The following is a 24616-nucleotide window of genomic DNA, read 5'->3' on the forward strand; positions in this document are numbered from 1 at the left end:
GATCCCGGAGAAGCTGGAAATCTGTTAAAATTATTGATTTAACCATTTCTTAAAACTACTCACTTTTTCGCGGCTAACGATCATCTCCATGTCACTATCGACATGCAGAAATACTTTTAAACGGTTGTTAAGGTGGCTTTTCAACTCTTTGATGGCATCAATTCTCACAATGAATTTACGGTTGATCCTAAAAAAATCAGACGGGTCCAACAGAAAGCCCTCCAGTTCCTCCAGCGTGTGATCAATCAGGAATTTTTTGTTGTCATCATTTAAAACCATGTATACGATTTTACCTTCAGCGTATAGGTAAGCTATCTGAGAGGCTTCCTTAAACTGGATTTTGGAACCAAGTTTAACCAGAAATCGCTTTTTGTATGGCTTGTTAGCCATGCCCAGAATTTTTGCAATCTGCGAATAATCGTTTGGGATAAATTTATCCCTTGACTGAATGATCCGGTCGTATTTGATCAGGGACTTTTTTAAGTCTTCGTAGTCTATTGGCTTCAGCAGGTAATCGATGCTATTCACCTTAAATGCCTGAATGGAGTATTCCTCATAGGCTGTGGTAAAAATGATGGGTTTCACGATTTCGACATGGTTGAAAATTTCAAAGCTTAACCCATCAGACAATTGGATGTCCATAAACAGCAGATCGAAACTGTCATTTTCAAGCAGATAAGCCACGGAGTCTTCCACCGAGTCAAACTCTTCTATAATCTGTATATTGCGGTCGTACCTGTTGATTAAATCACGTAATCGTTCCCTGGCCAGTGATTCATCTTCAATGATAATTGCCTTCATTTTAGAAAAGAAAATTGTCATGTAAAAATATTATTCCATATCAATATGAATTAGTGGGAGCTTTACAACAAAGGCGTCGTCAGTTTTTTCAACCAATACGTTTTTATTACTGATAAATTCGTATCTTTTAATGATGTTTTTCAGGCCGACAGAGGTAGATGACTCTTGCATGGTTTTAAGTTGCAAATTGTTTTTAACGACCAGATAAGTATCGTTTTCATTAAATATATCGATGATCAAGGGCTTTTTATTGGAAACGATGTTATGTTTGATGGCATTTTCAATCAGCAATTGTAAACTGGCAGGTGCCATATACAGTTTGTGAGTCTCCGGAGGCAGGTTATTTTTGATGAAAAGATTTTCATCAAAGCGGATACTCAGCAAATAAATATAAGATTTAAGGAACTCCAATTCATCTTTTACCATCACCACTTTCTGCTCCTTATACTTTAAAAGATACCGGTAAACTTTAGATAATTGCTGGATAAACTCCGAAGAGGTATCGGGGTCTTTGTAGACGAGGTTTGACAGAACATTGAAGCTGTTAAAAAGGAAATGAGGATTAATCTGATTTTTCAAAGCCTCAAAACGTGCTTCCATGCTTTGCTTTTTGAATTCTTCTGCTTCTATCTGGGTCTGTTTTAGCTGTGACATGTAAAAAACTATGGCATTGATACTGTTCAGGAACAAATTGATCCTGAAGGCAAAACCCACCGAAAGTTTAGTGTGCAGATTGATATTGTCAAAATTCAAAGATTTAATAAAAATGATGGTAATGACCGGGGTAATGGCTGCTATAGCTACTACCAGCAGGCTTAGCCCGAAGTGTATCACCAGTGGATGGAATTTTTTGAAAAAATCCAGGTGCGTATTGTTGAGAATATATCTGGCTATCAACCGGTTTCCTTCCCACACAAAAATCACAATCACCAGTAAAATAGAAAAAAGATAATAGCCATTCAGGTCAAACCCAAAAATTCTGTCCCCTTCGGTAAAAAGAATGTTCAGGTAAGAATAAAGGGAAAGGAGCAGGATATATATATACCTGTGCCCTACCCAAAAAATATTATTTTTTTTGAGTGGTTTAATTTTCTTTAGATTGACAAATGTTCCCGGCACCTGAGTACCGGGAACTGTGTCTAATTTAAACATTTTATTTTATCAAAGTGTCACTGGCAGTAATACTGCATCGATTTCATGAATAACGCCGTTTGTGGCTACCTTATCGACAGGTCCCACTGTCGCATCAGCATTATTGGTATCTATATCTGTAATGGTGACACTTTCACCTATATTAATCGTAAATTGTGTCGGATCGGGAGCATTAGCATCCGATAATGTTGTCGCCTGCTGGCCATCCGATAGGCCGGAGGAGAAAATCCTGCCATCGAGGACATGGTACAACAATATATCTGTGAGCGTTTCTACCGGGAGGTCGGCAGGTCCATTGACTCCATCCAGCGAGGCGTACAGGGCATCAAATGCGGCATCCGTAGGGGCAAATACTGTGAAAGGTCCATCACCTTGTAAAGTCACAACCAGGCCTGCCTCGGTAAGGGCATCAACTAATCTATCGTACCCCTGACTACTGGCGAGTTCCACAAGATTTCCGGGAGGGGGCGTGAGTGCCCGCCCAATGGTATGAACGACACCATTTGAGGCCTGAATGTCAGTTGCTGTTATGGCCGCTCCGTTAATGAAAGCATTTTCACCATTGACGCTGAAGTATACGTTGGCCGTATTCAGGGTTTGCTGCGTCTCGCCGAGGCCATCGGCCAGGAATTCTCCACCTAACACATGATATAAAAGAATAGGATCTAATTGTTCCTTCGTTAGGGTTCCGACATCGGTAATGCCGGCAGCTTCAAAAGCCGCATTGTCCGGAGCAAATACTGTATAGGGCCCATCCATTAATAAGGTTGGAATGAGTTCGGCTGTGCGTAAGGCTGTTACCAGGGTTGTAAACTCACTGTTGAAGTAGGCTACACCGACCACTGTTCCGGCAACGGCTGCTGGCTCTGATGGTAATAACACGCCACCAATGACATGCACCACCCCATTAGATGCTTCGATATCTGCTTGCACTACGTCGATATCGTCTATCCGTATCGGATCTAAAGTTACTGTAACGCTTTCACCTTCCAGCAACGTCGGATAACCCTGCGCCATCAGAGCCGATGAAGGGGCAGCTTGGGGTAATATGTGATATTCTATGATATCCCGTACGACTTCAGGGGTTAACTCAGCCAAAGTTAATCCCAGCGTATTCAACAAGCTGATAAAAGCTGCATTGGTCGGGGCGAAAATGGTGAGAGGATCTGTCCCCGTACTTGCGGCGGTTAATAAATCTTGATATCCATCGGAGGAAAGTATACCGAGTAAAATACTTAATCCGTCGTCGCCTGTATCTGCTCCGGCAATAGTAAGTGCCTGCGCGAGGGTAGGAGCAGGTGGTATCAATACTTCATCGATGATGTGAATGACACCATTCGTAGCTTCGAGATCAGGAGTAGTTACACTGGCATCATTGACTGAAACACTGCCGTCATTACCAACAGTAATAGAAACTGTTCTGAATTGAAGCAAGGTGTTTAATTCAGTAGTTGATAAGGCAGTACTTAGCCTTTTATTCTCCACGACATGATATCTTAAGATGTTAGCCAATTCTTCCTGGTTTTCCGGTAGCAACAAATCGTCGAGTGTACTACCCAGCGCGGCAAAGGCCTCATTGGATGGTGCGAAAATTGTAAAGTCATCAGTTCCGGTGAATGCGTTTACGAGGTCAGCGGCTGTCAGGGCGGTTACAAAGGTTTCAAGATCGGTTCGGTCTTGTGCCACCTGTACGATGTTTTGATTTACTGTGGGATCGCCGGACCCATCGTCATCATCATCGCATGACGTAAATAAAAAGGCTGCCATACAAAGCATGAGTAAGGTCTTATAAATACTCCTGCCTAATTTCAGATTGTTCATAATATTTGGTTTTAAAAGTTTATTGGTTTTAAAATTTACTTTAGTCAGTAATTACCCTGCATAAACGCCGTAAAGAGAGGTTTTTACGTACATATGCGTTTAAACATTAATTAATCGGGTATGAATTGTTAATTATCCGGAGTGAACCGGACAACCATAATTAAATCCATAACATGTTCAGTCATAGTATGACTTGGAGTCATACTATGACTAATGTCCATACAATTGCTTATTATTTGCTTCCGACAATAAAGTTTGGGAACCGTCCCATGGCGCGAGCGTCCGTAGGTGTTGCACAACTTAAGCATATGCTTGTATTTTTAATTTTACAGGCGAAAACGGCTGTGTCTCTTTGTGTCTTGGTGCCTCTGTGGTTAACCATTTTTCACCACGGAGGCACCAAGACACAGAGAGACACCAAGAATTTTGTCGAAAACGTTGTGTAATGCCTATGGACGCTGGTGCCAGGTTAAGAATTCAATTCTATGAGGGTCACGAAGATATACAAAACCAGGGATCAACAGATGTAGTGTACTGTAGATTTTGCGTTACAAAATGGTTATAACGCGTGTTCCTTTTTAAGAAGTGGACAAAATCAGGGGTCAGGCCTGGCTCAGTTTAGGGTAGTTTTGTGGTAGTCCATTGCCTGCATACCGAGCATTCGGGCTTTGCGTGCTGGTTTACACCAGAATACCTCCGGAAGTGGTGGATTGAAAATAGTTGGCCAACGTCTCATAGCGGTGGTCAAAAATTTCATTAAGCTGCTTTTTAACGAACGCCCAGTGTGCAATTTTACCGAGAATGCCCAGCGGCAATGCATAGTTAACCTCATCTTCCATAAGAACACCGTTACCTGCAGGCTTAAATTTGTGCTGGTGGTGCCAGAAGGCGTATGGACCAAACCTTTGTTCGTCAACAAAATAATAGGGCCTTCCGACATGTGTAATTTCCGTGACCCAGTGAATAGGAATATTCAAGGTTGGTCTTACCATATATCTGATGATCATACCAGGATACATTGGTTCGTCGCTCCCTTCGGAAATAATGTCGAACCCCATTTTTGCCGGTGTGATTTTTTTCAGATTGCCGGGAGATGAAAAGAAATCCCACGCTTCTTCTAAACCGATAGGTAACTCCTGGACTCTTTTTAAGTTATATATTTTCATTATGCTGACTTCATTCTGTCTTTTAAAAATTGCCTGGCATAAAAGATTCTTGTTTTGACGGTGCCGAGAGGAATATTCATTTCTTCAGAAATCTCATGGTACTTATAACCGTCAAAATACATTTTAAAGGGAATCAGATAAATATCTTTCAATTCATTCATCAGCGCCATTATTTCCTTGTACTCCATGCCTGAACCCGGTGAACTGAAAGTATGTGTATCCGCAACATTGAGGTAATACAAGTCTTTTGTGTTGTCGAGTTGCGTTTTGGTTTTTGAGTCCTTCCTGTATTTATTGATGAAGGTATTTTTCATAATGGTGTAAAGCCAGGCTTTGATATTTGTATTTTGCGTAAATTTCTCTTTATTACTTAAAGCTTTCAGGATGGTATCTTGCAACAAGTCTTCGGACTCCTCTTTGTCAACCGTAAACCTTCTGGTGTAAAGTTTTAGTGTCGGTTGTAATCCTATTATTCTGTGATTAAACTCTAAAGCTGTCATGCTTATTTTATTTTGCTTTCTCTTACTTCAACGTATGTTACAACAAATTGTTTAATGAATATAATAAAACATTAAACAAGTAAATATATAAAATAATGAAAATACGACTCAATTGCCCATTTAGTTTCCTCAAATGTAATATTTAAAGAATGAACTGTTTAATTTTTTTTCTATTTAATTAAACAAAATTTACTTCTGGTACTGATGCGTATTTGAAATTTTCGATAAGGATTGTCGCTTATCAGAAAATTTAGCAGTTGCTTAAAATGAAGTGCTTAAATTCTTCTGTATTCTCTATTTTGATGATCTTCTCCGGGAGGGTGAATTTGTTTTGGGTAACCTGATAGCCACTGATTAAGATCGTTTTATCACCGAAATCACGGGTAAGCCGACTCATGTGTTCTTTAAACTCTTTCGGGGATATAGGGGAAGTGTAAGAGGTAAATATAAAATCAGGATTGTGTGCCTTGTCAACGGCCAGTAAATCCTCATAGGGAACCGATTGTCCCAAATAAATTGTTTTAAGGCCATTTTTTTTGGCAATGTAATGGAAAAACAGCAATCCCAGCTCATGTAATTCGCCATCAGGAAGATAAAGCAGCAATTTGTCCTGGTTTTCATCTGGTGCAGGCAAGGCGTCGATGGCCACAATGATTTTTTGTCTTACAATATTGCTGATAAAATGTTCGTGTGCGGGACTGATGTTTCCGGTTTGCCACAACACACCAATTTTCTTCAAAAACGGGTAAACAATTTTAATGACAGTATCCTCAAAGCCAAACCTCATGATGAACTCTGAAAAAAGCTTTTCAAGTGTCTGTTCATCCAGTTCTATCATACACACAATCATTCTGTCAACGTTGCTTTCGGTAGCATTGTTGTCTCGGGATAACTGCACTACTTTTTCATGCAATTCTTCATCTGACATTTGGGCTATGGTGGAAATTTTTAACCCGTTGTTGTTTAAAATAGAAATATTCAGCACCCGTTTAAGGTCATAGTCATCATAATAACGGATGTTGGATAAAGTTCTTTTGGGCTCTATGACATTATGTCTTTTTTCCCAAATGCGAATGGTATGTGCTTTTATCCCTGAAAGTTTCTCTATGTCCTTAATGGAGTATTTACCCATTTGATCTGTAAATTATAAAGTCTTTGATTCCCCGATAAAATCTTAACATAAAATCGCATGATTTGTTCTAATCAGCCGCCCCAATCACCATAAACAGCCCCGAGAAACTGTTTATAGCAAAAATTTTTACGACAAATTATCTATTTTTTTAAAATGAAAAAAAAGAAAGTATTGCTTTAAAGGGTAAGTTTACCAGACCTGTTCAGATCAGGTGAGGGTTTATAACTGGTAATTGCGTATACCCCCATCACTATGCAATGCCGGTAAGTGAGTGGTTACACTTTTACCGGAAAGTACTTTAAATATTGAAATAATTTCTATCCTTAATCGTAAGTTTATATATTTACGTATCGCAAAACTCCTTCAATGAACCCACAAAATGAAAAATCTAACAAATAAGTTTGGAAGGGTAAGGCAGCAGTCTAAGAAATTGGTTTCAACTTTGAGTCCGGAAGATTTTGTTGTTCAGCCAGTGGTGGACGTCAGCCCGCCTAAGTGGCATCTGGCACACACTACCTGGTTTTTTGAGCAATTTGTTTTAGGCAATTTTGACAAAACCTACCGGGTGTATGATGAAGATTTCAACTATCTTTTTAATAGCTATTATGAAAGTGTAGGAAAACGGGTTTTAAGGGCGAACAGGGGAAATCTCACACGCCCCGGTGTTGAGGAGGTGTTGAAATACCGGACCTATGTCAATGAAAAAATGGTGGATTTCCTGGAAACCTATGAATTGACCACAGAAATCCATGACATCGTTGAACTGGGTTTGCAACATGAGCAGCAGCATCAGGAGTTGCTTGTTACCGATATTAAATATATTCTAGGTAATAATCCACTGTTTCCGACCTTTTGGAAAAACAAAGAAAACCAGCAAACCGGAGGGAATTTACAAGACCGTTACACTGAAGTAGAAGGTGGGGTCTATAAGATTGGTTATGAAGGAGATGATTTTCATTTTGATAATGAAAAGGGTGTGCATCAGGTATACTTGCAGCCTTATCGTTTTCAGAGTCGACTGATTACCAATGGTGAATACCTCGAGTTTATGGAAGCCGGCGGCTACCGGCATTTTGAACATTGGTTAATGGAAGGTTGGGAGTGGGTGAAGGCTGAAAAGGTCAGCGCACCTCTTTATTGGCATAAAGTTGATGACGAGTGGTACTACTACACATTGAATGGTTTTGAAAAAGTAAATTTATACGAGCCGGTGACCCATATAAATTTCTTTGAGGCTGATGCTTATGCGAGCTGGCGGGGAAAAAGAATTATGACAGAGTTTGAATGGGAAGTTGCCTGCAAAAAAGTCGCACCTCGGGTTGATGACCAGGGCAATTTTGTAAATTCAGAATATTTCAGACCAAAATGTAATGACAATGGCCATCACCAGATGTTTGGTGATACCTGGGAATGGACCAGCAGCGCCTATCTGCCTTACCCTTATTTTCAAAAAGCGCCCGGGGCTATCGGAGAATACAACGGCAAGTTTATGATCAATCAAAAAGTATTAAGAGGGGGATCATGTGCCACCCCTTCAGATCACATCCGGCATACCTATCGAAACTTTTTCCATCCACATTTACGTTGGCAATTTACGGGACTAAGACTAGCAGAACATATTTAATCTTTAATAAACTACCCTCATTATGAGTTTATCTTTTGCGGAGGAGGTGCGGAAAGGGCTTTCTTCAAAACCTAAATTTTTGTCTTCCAAGTATTTTTACAACGAGAAAGGAGACGAAATTTTTCAAGAAATTATGAAGATGCCCGAATATTACCTCACTCGCAGCGAATATGAGGTCTTCACTATGCACAAGGAAGCTATTTTAAACCTTTTTGGTGGAGGCGGAAAGCCTTTCCAGTTAATTGAATTTGGTGCCGGGGATGGTTTTAAAACCAAGGTTTTGCTGAAACATTTTTTGAAAAGAAATGCCCGGTTCAAATATTACCCGATAGATATATCAGGGAATGTGCTGGAAGAGTTATCGGCTGATTTAAAAAAGAATTTTCCGACACTGGGTGTGAAACCACTCAATAATGAGTATTTTAAAGCCCTCGATAAGCTGGACCATTCCGGCGCTATGCGCAAGGCCGTCCTTTTTCTGGGTTCGAATATTGGAAACTTTCTCCATGATCAGGCAGTTAGTTTTTTGTGCCAGCTAGCCAAAAAACTATCTCACGAAGATTATGTTATGGTTGGTTTTGACCTGAAAAAAGATCCGGAAGCCATTTTAAATGCCTACGACGACCCTTACGGTATTACAAAAGCCTTTAATCTAAATCTGTTGAAAAGGATCAATGATGAGCTTGGAGGAAATTTTGATACCACTAATTTTAAGCATTGGCCTATATACAATCCGTTAACAGGAGCTACAAAAAGCTTTTTGGTAAGTACGAAATCACAGGAAGTGTTTATCGAATCTTTACAACAAAATTTTAGCTTTAAGGCCTGGGAGGCAATTGACATGGAGATCTCCCAAAAATATGATCTGGACACTATCAAAAGCCTCGGTGCTGAAGCAGGGCTTGAAGTGGTAAAGGAATTTTTCGATTGTAAACATTACTTCGTAAATACTGTATTCAAACGTATTTAATTCAACCTTCCGTATATTTCCAAAAGGCCTGAGAATTAACATTTTTATCTGAAAAGGTAACTTCCGGTTCCCTCAAATAAAATATCTTTCCGGAATTTGAGTAATCTTCTTTGCCCGGTTTGCTGAAATCCATAGCGAAGGCTCTCCGTTTAAATTCCCTTACGATACAAAAGATACCTATGATAAAGTCATTGTATCAGTATCCAAAAGCATAAATTGGTTAAAAGTTACCTATTATGATCTCTTAAGATCTAGCCATGGATTCTAATTGTTATATGGGCCAAGGCCTCCTTCACGACTATTCTCGAGGCAAACAAAGGGAGAAGAACTAATTGATAAAATCAAATTTGTTTCCCTGAAAAATACTTCCTAGTTTTGGAGCTTAATTGCTAAGTTATTAGCCTTAATCCTCATTAGACGCGCACGTGGCGGAATTGGTAGACGCGCCAGGTTGAGGGCCTGGTGCCCGTTTTTGGGCGTGGAGGTTCGACTCCTCTCGTGCGCACATTTTTTATGCCAGCTAGCTGGCTTCCCCCGATAAGACAAAATCCGGTAGATTTTCTTGCCTACACGATCACAGGAAAAAAGTTTACTGTTGGTGAAACTTTTTTTTGAAACAAATAGTATACTTAAATGTAAACCAAATGAGACAAAAATTTGAGGTGGTCTTACTGGAAGAGGCCTTCGAGTTCCTTGAAAAACTTGACTTAAAACCCAGAAAAAAGGTATTACAAAATATGCACCGAGCAAAATACCATATCGACCCGGTGCTTTTTAAGAAATTAGAGCGTGACATCTGGGAATTCAGAACGTTGTTTGCCGGGATTCAATATAGATTATTGGCATTTTGGGATAAGACTTCCAGCATAGAAACTATTGTTTTTGCCACCCATGGCATCATTAAGAAAACGAGTAAAGTAGATAAAAAAGAAATTCAAAAAGCAGAACAGATCAGGCATAAATACATCAAAAGTAAATAACCATGAAAAAGTATACTTTAGCAGAGGCCGAAGATAAGTTAATCGGATTAAAGGGAACTCCCGAACGAAATCAATATGAATTCGAGTTAAAGCTCGAACTGATTGGTGATATGATCAAAAAGGCCCGGAGAAGACGGCATTTAACCCAGGCACAACTCGGGGAACTGATCGGTGTGAAGAAAGCCCAGATTTCCCGGCTGGAAAACAGCGCCGGCAATATAACCATCGAGACGATCCTGAAAGTTTTCGATGCGCTTGAAGCAAAGGTGAGCTTTAAAGTCAGCCTGTAAATAACCGTTCCTGATAGCTGTCAAAAACCGGGAACTAGTGCTTTTTGTTGTCAGAGGAGCCTCAAATTTAGTCTGACAGCACCGAAATGGTACAATAGTAATGTTTTTTGATATCTGTTGTTGTAAACGATAGCTTTTCATCCCTTTTTTGCCTTTGATTTTTTATATGGTAATCAACCATTTTTTACCAAACCAGATTTACATTAACCATGAAAAAGCTATCATATTTACTTTTCCTGTCTTTTTTAATACTATTTTCTTGTAGTGATGATGAAGATGGCGATGTTAACGCTGATGGACAGATTGCCCTGGGCGGAGAAGAAAAACTCAATTTGAACCATGCCGTACTCGAGGGGATCATATCAACCGGAAGTAACTACAGTTTTAAACTTTCATTTTTTGATAAAGAGATCAATTATCAAAATTTAACGACAGAACTTCAGAAACTGGAAGTGTACTTACTTTTCAACTTTTTCTCACCCTGTAGTGAGTTCATCAGGTTTGGGGAATTTGAGTATGTTTCGGAAACTGAAATAACAAATGGCATACCTGAAGGTGGGTTTTTTACAGTAGCTGCACTTACAAGAAAAAAAGAAGGTGTGCCTGCACAAGTGCAGATCAATAAAGGCACTGTTTCTATTAAAAAGGAGGAAGGTGACGACCCTTTAAAACTCACTGTTTCATTTGATGTGGAGTTGAAAGACGGCACAACCCTCACCGGTGAATATTCCGGGGAGGTGGAAGTAACCGGAAATGGAGAAATAAACGAGGATTGTGAAGTTAGTGGTGGCGGTAGTCCAAAGGATTCGCCTTCTCTGGGTGAAGATACTTTTGAACTTAACGGCGGTTTGATTGCCGATGTCGGTAGTGATGATACTCACTATAAATACGCGTTTTTGCTCTCATCAGAAGCAGAGATCAATTTGGAACAAGAAGCATTTACCAAGGGTGAGAACTACATTGTTTTACACCTATATAGTGCAGGTACCCAGGATTTTAGAACCGGAACCTTTAATCTTTTTAATGGAACTCCTTTTGCTAATCAGAATTATATGAGTTTAGCCGAAGTTACAGTAGACTATGATCCTGCAAACCCGGAAACGCTGGTGGCTACATTGGGATCTGTAGAGGTTGGGCGAGTCAACAATGCATTTACACTGGATTTTGATCTTACTTTGAATAACGGAAAAAAGCTAACGGGTAGTTACAGTGGGGAGCTTCCTATTATTAAGCCTGCTAAAAGCCCACCGATATTGATTCCGGCTAATGAGTTTACCTGGGATGGGGTGAATCATGAGATTGTTGATCTATATATTGTGGATTTTGGCCCCCAGAGTGGTCATTACAGTTACGATTTTTACTTGTCGACCAAAACAAATAAGGAGATTGCAGGAGGGGCTGTAGATTATTACCTCGTAAGTTTACTTGCCTTTTCCTGGGGAAATTCGTCGTTCTCGGATGGTACCTTTACTATGGCGCCTGGTATGCCTGTCGGTGATCAAAGTGTTAATGGAAAGAATTACATAAACCCAGCGTATGTAGGTAAAGTCGGTCCAGATCCTAATGCCCAGTTTTTGGAAAAAAGTAATGATTTCAGCTCAGGAACAATAAATATATCACGTGTAAATAATAATACCTTTACCATTGAATTTGCAGCTACATTAGATGACGGTGAAGTAATAAATGGATTTTATTCAGGAGGTTTCGATATTGTGGAACCGCTGCCGCCAGGCAGAACTTCAGTAAGATTAAAAACCCTCAAACAATTTAAAAGTCTTCCCAAAGTTAAGTAAATTTTTTAGCTTGACTTCTTAAAGAGGAAAAAATGGAACAGGCAGAAGTGCATAGAAAGTAAATGCAACTTCTGTCTGTTTTTTTAGCTTTTCAGAAGCAACCACCTGAACAGCCACATAGCAAACCCTGTCGCGTTCATTGATTATATAAGCGTCTTAAATATGAATGAAAGCATTAATCAGCGTGCTTTTTTTCGATAATTTTTGTTCTTCCCTCAGCTTTTTCGATGGATAACGCGGGAAATGCATAGCCTGAAAATCAAATTTGCCCTCCAAAAAATACTTATTAGGTTTGTAGGCTATCAGCTAAATTATTAGTTTTACCAACCTCAAAAGCGCACGTGGCGGAATTGGTAGACGCGCCAGGTTCAGGACCTGGTGCCCGTTTTGGGCGTGAAGGTTCGACTCCTTTCGTGCGCACATTCATGACAATCGCTTCGGTGATATTCTGTGTTAATGCAGTACCTCATCTTATGTGGTGGGCATAAAGTAAGTCATCCCTTTCCTTAAGTGGTTTGTATCTGAACAGCTTTGATATATGAATAAAACAAAAGGCAAAGAAATGGAGAAAAAGCAACATTGGGACCTGTTTTTAGTGGTGTTAAATTTCTCTATACTTTTTAATGGGTTTATCGTGATGCTGGAAGGTTACCTGATGGAAGACAGGCTCCCGCTGACCTATTTTTTTTTTGTTGGTTTAATTAGCACCATTATAGGTGGTGTTTTGACCGTGGCGACGAAGAAAAAACCTATGAAAATAAAAATCGTAACCACTGTACTACTATTACTGATAGTAGTTATTTCCAATTTCCTCATCAATTGAAGGTCATTTTTCCCCAATATTAGCTATACTAAAAATGCTGGTAAGATTGCCTCATAAAGTCGCATGCTTCATCGGATTGATTACCAGGAAAAAAATAACTCAAAAAATTATGATGAATTAAGTCCCCACGGTTAAACAAAACATAACATAAATTGTCTTTTCAGAAAGCGTTGTTTCTGTTTGTATGTCATCTGATCAGATTACCACTATCACCTTTTTTCGATATAAAACGTTTAGCCGGAAGCTGTGGGCGTTTGGCATGATGCAATTTGCCCACAAACATTTAGTCCGTGTGCGTGGTCAGCGGTTTTACAAGTTGATGGGGAGTGGTAAAGGTTTAGGCTTTAATCCTCTGCCGGATTGGTCGGTGTATTGTCTGTTGCAGGTGTGGGACGGTCATCATGCTGCGACGCAGTTTTTCACATCTTCCGGATTGGTGGAGAAATACAGGTCTCATTCGGTGGAGATTTATACGATTTATATGCATATGTTCCAGTCTCAAGGCTTCTGGTCCGGGATTGAACCATTTGGCAAAGCGGGGCGTGCCGCATCTGAAAAAAACCCTATCGCCGTCATCACGAGGGCCACTATCAAGGCAAGCAGGCTATACGCTTTTTGGCGATATGTGCCAGCTTCGCAAAAACCTCTAAAGCATGCCGAAGGACTCATATATACTAAGGGCATTGGTGAGGTACCCATTAAACAGATGGCCACATTTAGTCTTTGGAAAGACCTGGAGAGCCTCAGAAAATTTGCCTACCACAGCCAGGAGCACCAAAAAGCCATTCAAATGACCCGGCAGCTTGGGTGGTATTCAGAAGAGTTGTTTGCCAGATTCCAACCCTACGCGGTTGCCGGCAGTTGGGAAGGGAGGAATTTATTGCCGGGGGTGGAGGTCATTGATTAGTTGAGGGGTCAGGAGCGAGTACTTGCAGATCCCTGACTCCTGACACCTCTCTCCTCTCCCCTGACCCCTCAACAATTATCGGCTTATCCTGGCTGCCACGGTCATCACCCCCAGCGACCTGTTTCTTGTAAACAGGTTTTTCACCCTAAAACCTATCATTCCGTAGACATAGGGCCAAAACTCAGATGTCATGTCCTTTTGCCAGTCTATTCCTTTTTGTTCCATTTCACTCATCCAGTATAAGTTGTATGGATCAAGGGTCCCTCGGGTGTTGATATGAAGAGCCTGCCAGCCGGTTTTCTGTAAAAGTAATTTTATATTATGGGGAGAGAACAAAAAGGTGTGCCTTGGGGTATGATAGCCGGCCCAGTACCTGCCATACTTTCTTCTGCTTTCTGAATCGTAGTTGGGGACTTCTATCAAAAGTATGGTATCGGGTTGGGCCAGCTTTCTGAGAATGGACAGATTCAGAATGGGATCGTAATCGTGTTCCAGGTAATGCCACATGGTTATTACGTCAGGTCTTGTAGCAGCATTCAAATCTTTTACCTGGGCAATTTGGAGGTTCAATCCGTCGAACTTATGGCCGGTATCTTGCCAGCCGTGATCTGAAAAGTCTATGCCCATCGTGTGGCAGTTATACAGGGTATCGCAGGCTTTGAGGAAGGTAGGCTGTCCGCATCCTATGTCCAGGATAAGGGACGCTTTATTCAACTTCTTGTACTTACCGGCTAACCTTGCCCTGGTTTTATCCAGCTTTTCCTGACTATATGTTACGAATCTTGCATATTTACCCCAGGCATTCGCTCCCCGGTAAGGAAGGTAATATTTATCGTAATACTTATGTAAACAGTCCGGAGCTACACGGGGGTTAAGGAATACCAGCTTGCATTGCTGACATTGATCAAAATAGAAAATCCCGGGTTCAGGATGCATGTGGGCATGGGTCTCTATGCATCTGCTTTTATGTTTACTGGCACAAACAGGGCACTTGTCGAAAGACAACATGCTTACTGGTGTATCAGATGGTGAAACCGGTGTTGTAGTTATTGCAACCATATAAGATGGCGGCCATAGAAAAACATGAAGAAGACTAATTGAGAAAGATAAACATGCACTGAAAACAGGGCATTCCCTTTTATCCTCGAGTTTTGGTAAATTAAATGTAATAAGAGCGCTACTCCAAACCAGGCGATGTAATTTCTAAGGGGGGCGGTACCATCTTCCCAGAACCAAAAACCAAAACGGGGGGCCGAAAATTCCATAAAATAATCCAGTAATAACATCAGCGCGCTTCCTCCCAGAATTCTAAGCCATTTGTTGTTTGTAAAATAACTTAAAATGCTCGCTGAAACAAAGGTAAGTACCATCCAGTTTATGCCGATTAACCAGGGTACTCCGTCCAGTTTAGGGCCCAGGTTATCTCCATAATGATAAGAACCAAATAAAAAATCGTAGTGTACACCGATCCATTCCACAGCCATACCTATTGTAAATAAGCAGGCACTTACAACAACTTTTTTCAGATTGTCAATGGGATATCTTAATAGAAACAGCACTAATATGATGGTGAGATTCAGCGGTGTTTTACCCAAAAACCAGGCTTCATACCCCATAGCAATCCCTATGATTCCGGATATCTGAAACAGCCAAATTACCAGGACAGCTAGTTGGGCCAGTTCAAATTTTCTGGCAAGTGTTATATTCATAGTAAGCTGTTTCTACAAGTTCTGAAACTATTTTAGCTGATAACAGGCACAATGGTATTCCCCCTCCCGGGTGGACAGAACCACCACAGAAATACAAACCCCTCACTTTACTTGCAAAATTTGGATGCCTTAAGAAAGCTGCAAATCTGGAGTTACTTGAGGCGCCATAGAGTGCACCCCGGTGAGATTTGGTTCCGGACTCGATAGTTTTTGGATCGAGTATCGATTCCACTTCAATGTGCCGTGCAATATCAGTGTTCAGGACGGTGTTGATTTTGTGCTGGATATTTTTTCTCGTTTGGGTGATCAAAGTATCCCAGTCCTGATCAAAATTACCGGGGGCATTTACCATAACAAACCAGTTCTCACAATCTTTTGGGGCGTCCTGATATTCTTCTTTGCTGGTAATATTGATGTATACGGTAGGGTCTTCGCCAATGGTTTTGTGTTCAAATATCTGCCTGAACTCATGCTCATAGTTGCCACCGAAAATGACATTGTGCAGGTCCAGTTCCGGGAATGATTTTTTGATACCCCAGTAAAATATCAGTGCGGAGCTCGACCTTTCCCGATGCAATAGTTTGTTTGGAGGGGTAAGATCTTGCAACATATTTTTATAGCTCGTAAATACATCAGCATTCGAGATTACAAGATCGGCCGGGTATTCTCCATGGCATGTCCTGATTCCGTTTACATTTTTTTGATCATGCAGTATTTTTTCAACACTTTCTTCAAAATGAAAATTGATTCCCTGACTTACTGCAAAGCGATACAAGCTGTCTGTAATAGCTTTCATTCCGCCTTTGGGCAGATAAGTGCCATAGTGCATTTCCAGATGGGGTATCATAGACATGATCCCTGGCGTCTTGTATGGAGAAGAACCGTTATAGGTTGCATAGCGATCGAAGAACTGCACCAACTTCCGATCCTTGAAGCTTTTTGTATTGGTTTCGTGAAGAGATTTCGTAATATCCAGGTTGTGTGCAAGAAAGAAAGACTTAATTGTTTCCAGGGACAAATAGGTTTGCGATTTATGGAGTGATTTTTCCAGGAATACCGGGGCTGTGAGATCGTATTTCATTTTGCTTTTTTCCAGGTATTTTTCCAGTTCTTTGGCTGTTACATCAAAAGTCTTCAACGCTGATTCAATGAATACAGACCTGTCAGCGTAGGCGGAAAAACGCGTGCCATCTTCCCAGAAATAGTTGCAAATCTTGTCTTTTTGAATGTAATCAAAATGGTCTTTTGGGTCTTCTCCATAGAGCTCGAAAAGCTCGTCCACCAGGTGGGGCATTGTAAAGAGTGAGGGGCCGGTGTCAAAGCGGTAACCATCCAGGGTAAGGTTGTGAATTTTACCTCCGGGATATGCGTTTGCTTCGAAAACATTTACGTCAAAACCCATCTTACCTAATCGTAATGCGCAGGCCAAGCCTGCAATCCCTGATCCTATGACGACAGCTTTTGGCATTTTGCTAATTAATTTTTATTGTAAAAGGATAAACCGCCAAAGTCCGGTTTTGTTTAGCCGTATTTTACCATACCAACAAAGCAGGGTATGATTTGAGTTCATAACAATCTGTTGAAAGTCAGAAAACACTTGCGCGAGGTGGCTGTTATATAACTTCTTCTATAAAATTTTTTGTGCGTTAGTGTTTTTGTGGTTAACCATTGTTCACCACGAAGGCGCAAAGACACCAAGAGACACAGAGGTTTTAGCCGATAAAATAAAAAAAATACGGGTACATTTTTAAGTTGTGCCACCCACACCCGCGGGATGCTAGCACTGGGTTTGGAGGCATTTGTGCCGGTTTCTGAGATTTGACGCTACATGACAGTGGTTCTATCCGAAGACTTGACGCCGATTATCAAAATAGACACGCCAAAGGGAAATGGAATGTTTCGTTTAAGAAAGAAGTTTTCAGATTTAAAAAGCCGGAACAATAACCGGTTCAATGCGTCATTTTCATTAAACATTTTAAAATCAGAGCCGGCGCTTTGTTGAACTTGTTTCCCGGATAACTTATCACGTAATCTTGAGGTAATCCTTGCCGCTAAAATGGGAGGGAATAAAAAGAAATTAAAATAAGTCTTAAAAATGGGCGTAATTTGCTCTTCTTCAAATACCTTATACAGATTATCGAGGGTATATCTCCGGTAGTGATGATTAATCTCATCGTGCTGGCTCCACAAAAAATTATAAGCAGGTACCGTCAAATAAAAGTACCCCTCGTCCTTCAAGACCCTCATAATTTCCTTTGCCGCCAGTTTATCATCCTCGATATGTTCAATGACATCAAAGGCACAAACCAAATCAAAGCAGGCGTCCTCAAATGGCAATTCGGTTAAGGATCCATTCACCACGTCCATTTTAACCACATCTTTTAAAAAATCGCAACAATCTTTATCATACTCCAGCGAGGTGACGTTGCCATATTTTTCAAGCATGGTGGTGGTCGCGCCAGTGGCTATCCCCGCATTTAATATATTAAGATTTGAAAGATTTGATTTGATAATTTTCTTTTTCAGTAACGACTCCAGTATTTCAAGCCTGGCTTTAAACCACCAATGTGAACGTTCAAGGTGATAATAGGCTTTATGATAATTTTTTTCCATGTAGGACGGGTTTTATGGATGCAAAAAAATGATTACGGAACCCTGCGTTACTAAAAATAAGGAAATGACAATTCCTTTATTTGGGCTTTCAGGATAATTAATTGTCTTTTCTTATTATAACAAATTGATAATTGATGAGGTTACAAATGGTGTAATGAAACAGACAAATTCAATAATTTATGGTACGTTGAGAGATGGAAACAATTGTATTACAATGAATATTATGTTAAAAGACAGCTTAAATATATCGAATATAAGAGCAAGGCAACGAATTTGAAGTCTAATCATTAGTAGAATATATGATGACATTTAATTCGTTAAGATGAAGATATATATACTACTTGCTGCATTCTTCGCCATTTTTCAGCATTGCATCGGCCAGCATACTGCAACCAAATTTTTTCAGGCCGGCTTTAAAACTTTCAGCCTGGTTGACTCCACCCGGCAATATAAACCCAACACACAGCCGGCAGATAGCCTGCATTACAGACCTGTAGATCTGGATGTTTGGTATCCTGCCACTGGAAAGACAAACGGCGGATTACTTTTTGAAGATCTTTTTCGACTCTTTGAACAAAGGGCTGTCAAATATCAGGATAATGAAGATTATTCCGGAGTCATGGAAGAACTGGCGGCGTTCTTTGTGGCTGAATTAGGCCTTGGAATAGAAAATGGCAATCATTTGCTCAAGGTAAAAACCGATAGTTATGAAAATGGCAAACCGGCAATTGGGCAATTTCCACTCATCATTTACATGGCAGGATTTAACGGTATGGGTTTTGAAAATTTCAAGTTATTGGAAAACCTTGCTGAAAATGGCTATATCGTTGTATCTATTTGGTCATTTGGCAGATATCCGGGCGATATGACCATGGAAAAAGCCGATATGTTGGCCCAGGTGCAAGATGCGGAATTTGCTTTAAAAACGTTACGAAATCATGCGGAGCTTGCTGCAAACTTTGAAAATATTGGGGTTTTAGGTTACAGTTGGGGAGGTTTGAGTGCGGCGGTGCTGGCACACAGGCATCCCGACATAAAGGCGATGGTTTCATTGGATGGTAGCGAAATGCATTACTATGGAGAATCTGAACCGGAAGATGATTACATGAATGGAATTTACAACGCAGATCTCATCCACCCAGAAACAAAAAGTTGTCCTTACCTGTATATGGAGAGTGGGTCTAAACTGACTGATTTTACACCCACGGGAGTATATGACTATTTCAAAAAGGTAAGCGCTCCAAAACATTATTTGCGTTTTGTCGATAGCAGACATGAGGATTTTTCCAGCTTTCTTACCATTTTGGAAGTTTCTGACCTGGCCGTGAAAACCCATGGGATGATACTAGACATTTCACTTTCGTTTTTCAATAAATACTTAAAAAATGAAGCAGGGTTTATCATACAGTATAATGAATTATCTGCCAATGAACAAATTACTAATCAGCCTTACAAAATTCACCGTGAGCCCACTGGTAAACTTATCCTGAGGGGTGCGGTACGAGATGCAAAAACCCTCACTTCTCTTGCTTATGTCAACATCGGCATTGTAAATAGCGATCGCGGTACCGTCTCTGCTCACGATGGGACATTTGAACTCACGCTCGACAAAAATCACCTCAATGACACCATCCGTTTCTCCACCGTCGGTTATAAATCGAAGGCCTTTTTAGTAAGAGATTTTTTTGATCAAAAAGCAAATATTTCTGTAACATTAGAAGAAGAAATCCCTGAATTGACAGAAGTAATAATCATGGCAAAGGGTCTGGAATCAAAGACGCTGGGAAACAAAACAAAATCAAAGTTTTTGAGTACCGGATTCTTTTATGATCAGACAGGCGCCGAAATGGGTATAAAAATCAACATCAAAAAAGTCCCAACCTATGTTGATACATTCAATTTTAATATCTCATACAACAGGCTAAGTGCCGGGGTATTATTCAGATTGAATATTTACAGTGTTGAAAAAGGCCAACCATTTGAAAACATACTTAATCAAAATATTATTATACCCATATCAGCCAAACAAACGGGGCTGATTGCAGTCGATTTGAGAAAATATGACATAGTTTTGAAGGACGATGTCGTTGTTACGCTGGAATGGGTCGAAACAGAGGAAGAAGTAAAAAAAGGGGAAGGCATATATTTTTCACTGAGTTTGGTCTCCGGAAGCACTTTTGTCAGGTATTCAAGCCAGGGTCAAATGAAAAGAAAGCGTGGTTTGGGAGTGGGTTTTAATATGGATGTCAGGTATTGATTTTTAAGGCATATGCATTTATTTGATAAAGATTTATTAAATATGCAATCGAAAAAACCTATATAAAAATTGAAAGAAAATTATGCACAGACATATTATCGTGAAGGTGATTATCACATTGAGCCTATTTCCTTTGAATTTATTCGGCCAGGTCGATGAAGATCAGGCCGGCGCCTGGTATATGTATTTTTGGAATACAACTATTAAAAATGGCCCCTGGGGGTTTCAGGGAGATATTCAACACCGGAACTGGGATATTTTAGGAGATATGGAGCAATTGATGCTGAGGGGTGGCCTTACCTACCGGCCTGCCGGGACGGCCATAACATTTACGCTGGGATATGCGCATATACGTACCGGAGAATTTGGGGAAGGGACAAGCATCGTTCATGAAAACCGTATTTATCAGGAAGCATTGTTTTCGCAGAAAATCGGGGGGCGGTTTTACCTGACCCATCGATTCCGGTACGAGCAGCGATTTGTCGAAGGTCAGGATATGAGAACGCGTTACCGGTATAACTTTTTTCTCAACGTTCCACTAAATAAAAAAGACCTGCAACCAGGGGCCATCTACCTCGCATTTTATAATGAGCTTTTCATCAATGGCCAGCGTGATATTGGCAACGACAATGAGGTGGCGTTGTTTGATCGCAACAGGGTGTATGGAGCCATCGGATACAGTCTGATTGAAGGGTTGAGGGCGCAACTGGGTGTCATGCGGCAAATAACAGATAATTGGGAAAAAAACCAGTTGCAGGTAAGCTTACATCATACGTTTTAATTCAGGAAGATAGTCAAAGCTTTCCCCGCAGGTATTTTGCTCAATCCAAAAAAGTCCCTTATTGCATCGTGTGAGCGTCTCGCGGTTGTTGCACAACGTTTTCGGCAAAGTTCTTTGTGCCTTGGTGTCTTTGTGGTTAACCTCTTTTCACCACGGAGGCACCAAGACACAAAGAGGCACAGAGGTTTTTGCCTATAAATAAAAAAATACAGGTACATTCTTAAGTTGTGCAACACCCACGGACGTTGGCGTGAGGTCAAGCATTAAGTGATACAGTAGTTCTCCGGCAGCGTTGCTTCCATGCGCAAAAAATAACAGAACTTTAAATAATTAAGAGGCACATAGACATAAAGGTAATAACCAAAGTGAAGCAATACCTTGTACTTGTAAAAGCTGAACTTTCAGGAAAATGGCTTACAGAATTTCAATATGACCTGGTGTATTTATTTTGCCATATAACCTTTTATACGCCGAAGGAAACAAAATTGCGCTCCATTCCCCGGAATGATTCTTTTACCTGAAGGAATACCATGCATTTTCTAAATGTTGCTGATGATTTAACGAAATTATTCGACAAAAAATCAGATGTATTTTGGATTTTATTAATAATAAAAGCTATATTTGCGTAATATTCTCAAAAATAGCCATTATTATGCTAATTCAGTTCTCGGTACGCAACTTCAGAACCTTTAGGGAAAAGGCAACTCTAAGTTTAGTCGCTTCAAATTATGATAAGAATACAAGAGAATTTGAGAATGTTGTAAAGCATGAAAAATTTAATCTTCGAATTCTCAAAAGTTCTGTTATTTATGGTGCTAATGCCAGTGGCAAAAGCAAATTTCTTGAAGCGTTGATGTTCATGAAGCATTTTGTAATTACTTCGTCTAAAGAAAGTCAAAAAGGCGATCTTATTGATGTTGAGCCCTTTAAACTGGATTTAGAAACAGAACAAGAAGGAAGTGAATTTGAAGCTATCTTCCTGTATCGCGAAGATATTTACAGGTATGGCTTTGAGGCAAACAGGCAAGAAATAATTTCTGAATGGCTCTACCATAAACCAAAGACTAAGGAGGTAGAACTCTTTTACAGGGATTATCAAAAATTTGAAATTCATTCAAGAAATTTTACGAAGGGGTCAACCTTAGTAAAAGCAGACTTAATTAGAAACAATGCATTGTTTTTGTCTGTGGCTGCTCAATTCAATGAAAAGATATCAGAGATGGTTATTGAGTTTTTTAAAAGCTTGAAAACAATTTCCGGTTTACATGAGGAAGGCTATCAGGGATACACCATGAGTAGAACTCAAGAACCCAGGCACAAAGAGAAGATTCTTGAACTACTTAAGGCTGCTGATTTAGGAGTTCAAGACATTACGCTTGAATTGCTTGATGTAACAAAATTACCTAAAGACATGCCTAAAGAACTGAAAGAGATCATTGAAAAACGGTCTATGGAAGATAATACCGAATTTATTTCAGATGTACTTACCTTACATAAAAAATATAATAGTGACAGAGAGCATATTGGCCATGTGAATTTTTCTTTGGAAGAAGATGAATCGTCTGGGACGCGTAAATTTTTTGCCCTTACTGGACCAGTGTTGGATTCTCTCGAAAATGGCCATACGCTTGTTGTTGATGAATTGGATTCCAAACTGCATCCCAACCTCGTATGCAAAATTATTTCTTTGTTCAATTCTAAAGATCTAAACCCTAAAAATGCTCAACTGATCTTTAATACGCACGATACTAATCTTTTGAGCTCGGGATTATTTAGAAGAGATCAGGTATGGTTTACGGAAAAAGACAAATATGGTGCTGCAAAACTTTATTCCCTGGCTGACTTTAAGTCTGGCGAAGTAAGAAAAAATGAGGCATATGAGGAAAACTATATTAGAGGCAAGTATGGTGCAATTCCCTATCTAGGTTTTTTTGACAGTTTAATTAATAAAGAAATGCTGCTGCCAGATGAAAATGAAGAATAAGAGAGCAGCACAAATTGCAGCAAAAAAAGGGTACCTTAACAAATTCCAAATTTTTCTCCCAATAAATTTTTACCTTGCACACTTCAGGACTTCTTTATTGTGAGCCATCATTTGAATCAAATACCAAAGCCGAAACAGGATGAGTTAACCAAACTCACCGAACTAATTTCCGGATTTAAGGAAGTTGAAATGGTGATTTTATTTGGCAGCTATGCACGTGGAAATTGGGTGGAAGACCGGTACATTGAAAATGGGATCACCTACGAATACCGTAGTGATTATGACCTTTTAGTGGTACTTACCCATGAAGACCTGAAACAAAAATTCAGGATTGAGGACAAGACAAAGTCTACATTGATAGAGACAGGTGAGGTGACTACTCCCGTGAGCATGATCTTTCATGGGGTCAAACATCTGAACCAGGCATTGACCCTTGGGAATTACTTTTTCAAAGACATTAAGCAGGAAGGCATTGTCCTCTACGATTCAGGAAAATTCAAGCTCGCCACTCCCAAAAAAATGACTCCAAGGCAATATCAACAAAAAGCTCAGGAGTATTTTGACCAGTGGTTTGAAAGTGCGAATATGTTTTTTAAAGATTTCTTTTACAATTTTAATGAATGCGAAAAAGGAAAACATTATTTGGCAAAGGCAGCATTTGAGCTTCACCAAGCCACAGAACGGTATTATACTACTATCTTGCTGGTCTTTACCGATTACAGGCCAAAAGACCACAACCTCGAGACTTTGAGCATCAAAGCAGAGATGTGTGACAAACGGTTTGTGGTGTTCCCAAAAGAAACGGAGGAGGAAAAGGGTTTATTCGAATTATTGAAGAAGGCCTACATCGACGCTCGCTATAAGTTGGATGAATACACAATCACCAAAGAAGAATTGTCCTATCTCTCCGGCTGTGTGAACGAATTAAAAAAACTGACGGAGGAAATTTGCAGAGAGAAAATAAGAAGGATAGGGGAAGAAAAATGATTTGGCTTCCTCCTTTTTCCTGATTATTCATCCTTTTCAACCATTGACTTAATCATTTCCTTTGCCCGGGGTGAACCTGATATTTTCCAGACACCTGTATTATTGGCCTGTATGGAAAGATCAAACTGCAAAAACGGGCAACATTTTTTTTCAGCCAACATATCATCTACCAATTTTTCTATAAAGTCGCCTTTCGGTTTTGGCAAGACCCCAAACTTAAAATGATCGACCAAAAAATAGCTGAATTACAAAGCCTGAAATTGAAAAGCGCAAAAGAAAATTGTTTAGGAAATTGTAAAGATTACTTAAAAAGTAAGGGCTATTAA

23 protein-coding genes and 2 tRNA genes are annotated in these 24616 nt (G+C 40.0%); 13 read left to right on the forward strand and 12 right to left on the reverse strand.

What is annotated here, in order from left to right; translation table 11 throughout:
• Positions 1–30: 30 nt before the first annotated feature.
• The 6 genes from AC04NP_RS04180 to AC04NP_RS04205 form a co-directional block, all read right to left on the reverse strand.
• Positions 31–801, reverse strand: a complete 771-nt coding sequence (locus tag AC04NP_RS04180) for a LytR/AlgR family response regulator transcription factor (protein WP_482858213.1) — start codon at positions 799–801, stop codon at positions 31–33.
• 30 nt (positions 802–831) lie between these two features.
• On the reverse strand, positions 832–1953 hold the full coding sequence (locus AC04NP_RS04185) for a sensor histidine kinase (protein ID WP_482858214.1): 1122 nt from the start codon (positions 1951–1953) through the stop codon (positions 832–834).
• A gap of 9 nt (positions 1954–1962) precedes the next feature.
• The gene (locus tag AC04NP_RS04190) at positions 1963–3774 is read right to left on the reverse strand and encodes a fasciclin domain-containing protein (protein ID WP_482858215.1); all 1812 of its coding nucleotides are present in this window, start codon (positions 3772–3774) and stop codon (positions 1963–1965) included.
• Positions 3775–4454: 680 nt separating this feature from the next.
• Positions 4455–4940 carry an SRPBCC family protein gene (locus AC04NP_RS04195; protein ID WP_482858216.1) on the reverse strand — a complete coding sequence of 162 codons (486 nt, stop codon included), beginning with the start codon at positions 4938–4940 and terminating at the stop codon, positions 4455–4457.
• Positions 4940–5440 (reverse strand): RNA polymerase sigma factor, encoded by a 501-nt coding sequence (locus AC04NP_RS04200; RefSeq protein ID WP_482858217.1) that lies wholly within the window; start codon positions 5438–5440, stop codon positions 4940–4942. The genes AC04NP_RS04195 and AC04NP_RS04200 overlap by 1 nt, the downstream gene beginning before the upstream one ends.
• Before the next feature lie 250 nt (positions 5441–5690).
• Entirely contained in the window at positions 5691–6572 is an 882-nt protein-coding gene (locus AC04NP_RS04205; protein WP_482858219.1) for a MerR family transcriptional regulator, read from the reverse strand.
• Between the two features lie 379 nt (positions 6573–6951).
• Here AC04NP_RS04205 and egtB point away from each other — a divergent pair, with 379 nt between their 5' ends.
• On the forward strand, positions 6952–8196 hold the full coding sequence (egtB, locus tag AC04NP_RS04210) for an ergothioneine biosynthesis protein EgtB (protein WP_482858220.1): 1245 nt from the start codon (positions 6952–6954) through the stop codon (positions 8194–8196).
• A gap of 22 nt (positions 8197–8218) precedes the next feature.
• Positions 8219–9166 carry an L-histidine N(alpha)-methyltransferase gene (locus tag AC04NP_RS04215; protein WP_482858221.1) on the forward strand — a complete coding sequence of 316 codons (948 nt, stop codon included), beginning with the start codon at positions 8219–8221 and terminating at the stop codon, positions 9164–9166.
• A 1-nt stretch (position 9167) separates the two neighbouring features.
• On the opposite strand, the gene AC04NP_RS04220 is transcribed toward AC04NP_RS04215, so the two are convergent.
• Positions 9168–9299, reverse strand: coding sequence for a hypothetical protein (locus tag AC04NP_RS04220; RefSeq protein WP_482858222.1), 132 nt, complete (start codon positions 9297–9299; stop codon positions 9168–9170).
• Positions 9300–9585: 286 nt separating this feature from the next.
• Between AC04NP_RS04220 and AC04NP_RS04225 the strand changes: the two genes are divergently transcribed.
• The 7 genes from AC04NP_RS04225 to AC04NP_RS04255 all read left to right on the forward strand — a co-directional run bounded on the left by AC04NP_RS04225 (position 9586) and on the right by AC04NP_RS04255 (position 13959).
• A tRNA-Leu gene (locus AC04NP_RS04225) sits at positions 9586–9671 on the forward strand.
• 139 nt (positions 9672–9810) lie between these two features.
• The gene (locus AC04NP_RS04230) at positions 9811–10146 is read left to right on the forward strand and encodes a type II toxin-antitoxin system RelE/ParE family toxin (RefSeq protein WP_482858223.1); all 336 of its coding nucleotides are present in this window, start codon (positions 9811–9813) and stop codon (positions 10144–10146) included.
• Positions 10147–10148: 2 nt separating this feature from the next.
• Positions 10149–10436 carry a helix-turn-helix domain-containing protein gene (locus AC04NP_RS04235; RefSeq protein WP_482858224.1) on the forward strand — a complete coding sequence of 96 codons (288 nt, stop codon included), beginning with the start codon at positions 10149–10151 and terminating at the stop codon, positions 10434–10436.
• A 209-nt stretch (positions 10437–10645) separates the two neighbouring features.
• Positions 10646–12229: a hypothetical protein gene (locus tag AC04NP_RS04240; protein ID WP_482858225.1), complete on the forward strand. Its 1584-nt coding sequence runs from the start codon at positions 10646–10648 to the stop codon at positions 12227–12229.
• Positions 12230–12564: 335 nt separating this feature from the next.
• Positions 12565–12649: transfer RNA gene (locus AC04NP_RS04245), tRNA-Leu, on the forward strand.
• 118 nt (positions 12650–12767) lie between these two features.
• Entirely contained in the window at positions 12768–13052 is a 285-nt protein-coding gene (locus AC04NP_RS04250) for a hypothetical protein (protein ID WP_482858227.1), read from the forward strand.
• 184 nt (positions 13053–13236) lie between these two features.
• Positions 13237–13959 carry a spheroidene monooxygenase gene (locus AC04NP_RS04255; RefSeq protein ID WP_482858229.1) on the forward strand — a complete coding sequence of 241 codons (723 nt, stop codon included), beginning with the start codon at positions 13237–13239 and terminating at the stop codon, positions 13957–13959.
• A 75-nt stretch (positions 13960–14034) separates the two neighbouring features.
• Here AC04NP_RS04255 and AC04NP_RS04260 read toward each other — a convergent pair whose 3' ends face one another.
• The 4 genes from AC04NP_RS04260 to AC04NP_RS04275 all read right to left on the reverse strand — a co-directional run bounded on the left by AC04NP_RS04260 (position 14035) and on the right by AC04NP_RS04275 (position 18281).
• Positions 14035–15018, reverse strand: coding sequence for a class I SAM-dependent methyltransferase (locus AC04NP_RS04260; protein WP_482858230.1), 984 nt, complete (start codon positions 15016–15018; stop codon positions 14035–14037).
• The gene (locus AC04NP_RS04265; RefSeq protein WP_482858232.1) at positions 15006–15668 is read right to left on the reverse strand and encodes a carotenoid biosynthesis protein; all 663 of its coding nucleotides are present in this window, start codon (positions 15666–15668) and stop codon (positions 15006–15008) included. The genes AC04NP_RS04260 and AC04NP_RS04265 overlap by 13 nt, the downstream gene beginning before the upstream one ends.
• The gene (gene crtD / locus AC04NP_RS04270; RefSeq protein WP_482858234.1) at positions 15640–17136 is read right to left on the reverse strand and encodes a 1-hydroxycarotenoid 3,4-desaturase CrtD; all 1497 of its coding nucleotides are present in this window, start codon (positions 17134–17136) and stop codon (positions 15640–15642) included. The genes AC04NP_RS04265 and crtD overlap by 29 nt, the downstream gene beginning before the upstream one ends.
• A 356-nt stretch (positions 17137–17492) precedes the next feature.
• Entirely contained in the window at positions 17493–18281 is a 789-nt protein-coding gene (locus AC04NP_RS04275; protein ID WP_482858236.1) for a class I SAM-dependent methyltransferase, read from the reverse strand.
• A gap of 322 nt (positions 18282–18603) precedes the next feature.
• On the opposite strand from AC04NP_RS04275, the gene AC04NP_RS04280 reads away from it, so the two are divergent.
• The 4 genes from AC04NP_RS04280 to AC04NP_RS04295 all read left to right on the forward strand — a co-directional run bounded on the left by AC04NP_RS04280 (position 18604) and on the right by AC04NP_RS04295 (position 24290).
• Positions 18604–20538 (forward strand): alpha/beta fold hydrolase, encoded by a 1935-nt coding sequence (locus tag AC04NP_RS04280; protein WP_482858237.1) that lies wholly within the window; start codon positions 18604–18606, stop codon positions 20536–20538.
• Between the two features lie 82 nt (positions 20539–20620).
• Positions 20621–21319, forward strand: coding sequence for a DUF2490 domain-containing protein (locus AC04NP_RS04285; protein WP_482858239.1), 699 nt, complete (start codon positions 20621–20623; stop codon positions 21317–21319).
• A 592-nt stretch (positions 21320–21911) separates the two neighbouring features.
• Entirely contained in the window at positions 21912–23303 is a 1392-nt protein-coding gene (locus tag AC04NP_RS04290; protein WP_482858241.1) for an AAA family ATPase, read from the forward strand.
• A 111-nt stretch (positions 23304–23414) separates the two neighbouring features.
• A complete protein-coding gene (locus AC04NP_RS04295) occupies positions 23415–24290 on the forward strand; it encodes a HEPN domain-containing protein (protein ID WP_482858242.1) in 876 nt (291 codons plus the stop codon).
• A gap of 23 nt (positions 24291–24313) precedes the next feature.
• Here the strand turns inward: AC04NP_RS04295 and AC04NP_RS04300 are convergent, their stop codons facing one another.
• Positions 24314–24496, reverse strand: a complete 183-nt coding sequence (locus AC04NP_RS04300; protein ID WP_482858243.1) for a hypothetical protein — start codon at positions 24494–24496, stop codon at positions 24314–24316.
• Between the last annotated feature and the right edge of the window lie 120 nt (positions 24497–24616).

The sequence above is a fragment of the Agaribacillus sp. DX54 genome (assembly GCF_056858335.1).